This is a genomic window from Microbacterium sp. B24, from assembly GCF_000333415.1.
GTDB lineage: Bacteria > Actinomycetota > Actinomycetes > Actinomycetales > Microbacteriaceae > Microbacterium.
The window spans coordinates 1-849 of record NZ_BADB01000209.1; the positions used below are offsets into that span (position 1 = coordinate 1).

Annotated in this window: 1 protein-coding gene and 1 pseudogene; one reads left to right on the plus strand and one right to left on the minus strand. The window is 72.0% G+C overall.

All coding sequences use genetic code 11. The features are described from left to right. The first annotated feature begins 62 nt into the window (after positions 1–62). A complete protein-coding gene (locus I5I_RS16310; RefSeq protein ID WP_374699901.1) occupies positions 63–455 on the plus strand; it encodes an RsmE family RNA methyltransferase in 393 nt (130 codons plus the stop codon). Here I5I_RS16310 and I5I_RS05460 read toward each other — a convergent pair. Next, a pseudogene (locus I5I_RS05460) lies at positions 355–810 on the minus strand (DUF4032 domain-containing protein); the annotation flags it as partial. The gene I5I_RS16310 and the pseudogene I5I_RS05460 overlap by 101 nt on opposite strands. Between the last annotated feature and the right edge of the window lie 39 nt (positions 811–849).

The following is an 849-nucleotide window of genomic DNA, read 5'->3' on the forward strand; positions in this document are numbered from 1 at the left end:
CGAGCCGGACCCGGGGATCCTCTAGAGTCCAGGCGGCAACCGAGCTCGGTGTCGACGAGATCGTGCCGTGGCAGGGCGCGCGCAGCGTATCGCGCTGGAGCGACGACAAGGCCATCAAGGGCGTCGCACGCTGGCAGAGCATCGTCCGCGAAGCCGCCAAGCAGGCGCACCGCCCGTGGGTTCCGCGCGTGTCGGCGCCGGTGTCCGTCGCCGGCCTCGCCGCACGTGCCGCGGACGCGCGCGTTCTCGTGCTGGAGCCCACAGCCGCCACGGCCTTGAGCGCCGTCCCTGTGGCCGACGGCGCGGAGATCGTTCTCGTCGTCGGCCCCGAAGGCGGCATCGCTCCCGACGAACCACGTCACCCCAGAAGAAGCCGACGGTATGCAGGCGCACGAGCAGCGCGGCGAGGGCGTCGACGAGCCGGCCGGCGGTGTCGGGTCGCAGCACCTGTGTGAAGAGGGCGCGGTAGGGGAGCGAGAACTTCAGATGCGCCGTCACGAGCGCGGCCGGCAGCGGGTCGCCCTTCGGCGTGCGGCGACCGTCGATCACCGCGACCCGTTCCACGCACGGCACATCGAGGCGGCCGAGGGAGCCCAGCATGTCGTACTCGCGGCGGGCCATCTCGCCGGTCGTCTCTTTGACGGCGACCACGCGGCCCGACAGATCCGCGAAGCGGACGAGGTGGCGCGAAAGGCCCTTGGGCAGGGAGACGATGGTGTCCTTGCCCCACTCGTCGAGGGGTGTGGACCAGGGCAGCGCCAGCAGGCCTGCGTCGACACTGCTCGCGGTGATCGTGAGGGAGTGGGCCACGCGGGTCTTCGCTTTCGTGGGGGGATACGCCGCGGCGCG